Genomic DNA, 1,142 nt, shown 5'->3' on the forward strand with positions numbered 1-1,142 from the left:
AATTGGCTGCGCCGAACGATGAATTATGGGTTGATTCTTGCCGGCACTCTGCTGCCATACCTCGGTTGATGTCTCATTGCCTGCCTCACAGGCGCACCTCTCCTGCGGTCGCCAACAAGGTTCGTCGGGCCATCCACAGATTGCTCAGCGCAAACAGCGTCAGTACTTGCGCACCGTTCTTGGCCAAGCCACGATAGCGCGCCCTGACATGACCGAATTGCCGTTTGACCACGCGGAACGGGTGCTCGACGGCGGCGCGGATCGACGCCTTGAGGTGTTCGACCTCTTCGGTCAGAGCGCGCAATGCCTCATCCTCGATCGCCTTGACCTTGCTGCGCTTGGCAGCGATATGCCACGTCCGCCCTCGCTTGGCAGGCGCGTGTTTCTCGGCACCCGTGTAGCCGGCGTCGCCAAACACGACTTTCTCTTTGCCGTGCAGCAGATCGCCGACCTGGGTGACATCACCCACGTTCGCTGCCGTCGTCACCACGCTGTGAACCAAGCCGGTGGCCTCGTCCACGCCGATGTGCGCCTTCATGCCGAAATACCACTGGTTGCCTTTCTTCGTCTGGTGCATCTCCGGATCACGCGCCTTGTTTCGATTCTTCGTCGACGACGGTGCACCAAGGATCGTCGCGTCGACGATGGTGCCCTGCGACAGCTTCAACCCCTTGTCGTGCAGATGTCGATTCACTGCCTTGAACAGCTCTTTGGCCAGCCCGTGCTTTTCCAGCAGGTGGCGGAACTTGCACACCGTCGTTTCGTCCGGCGCCGGCTCGCGCCCCAGATCGATGCCCACGAAGCGGCGCATCGACGCCGAGTCGTACAATGCTTCCTCTACCGCGGGATCGCTCAGCGCGTACCACTGCTGCAGAAAGTGGATGCGCAACATGCGCTCCAAACCCACGGGGCGACGCCCGCCTTCGGCACGTGCCTTGGGATAGAACGGTTCGATTACCGCGCACAGCTCCGGCCACGGCACGACCTTGTCCATCTCGGCCAGGAACACATCACGTCGCGTGGCCTTGCGGTGGGCTTCAAATCCACCGTCGACCTGCGTTGCCAAGGTCAGCTGATCGGCCATCGTCTACACTCTCTTGGACAGGTGCGTGCTTCGACAGCGAAGCAAAATCAGAGTTTCC

At 61.1% G+C, this 1,142-nt stretch carries 1 protein-coding gene; it reads right to left on the reverse strand.

Annotation, left to right across the window (positions count from 1 at the left end; genetic code table 11):
* Positions 1 to 85: 85 nt before the first annotated feature.
* Positions 86 to 1,084 (reverse strand): IS5 family transposase, encoded by a 999-nt coding sequence (locus UU7_RS17035; protein WP_007810605.1) that lies wholly within the window; start codon positions 1,082 to 1,084, stop codon positions 86 to 88.
* Positions 1,085 to 1,142: the final 58 nt, after the last annotated feature.

It is taken from the genome of Rhodanobacter spathiphylli B39 (assembly GCF_000264295.1).
Taxonomy (GTDB): domain Bacteria; phylum Pseudomonadota; class Gammaproteobacteria; order Xanthomonadales; family Rhodanobacteraceae; genus Rhodanobacter; species Rhodanobacter spathiphylli.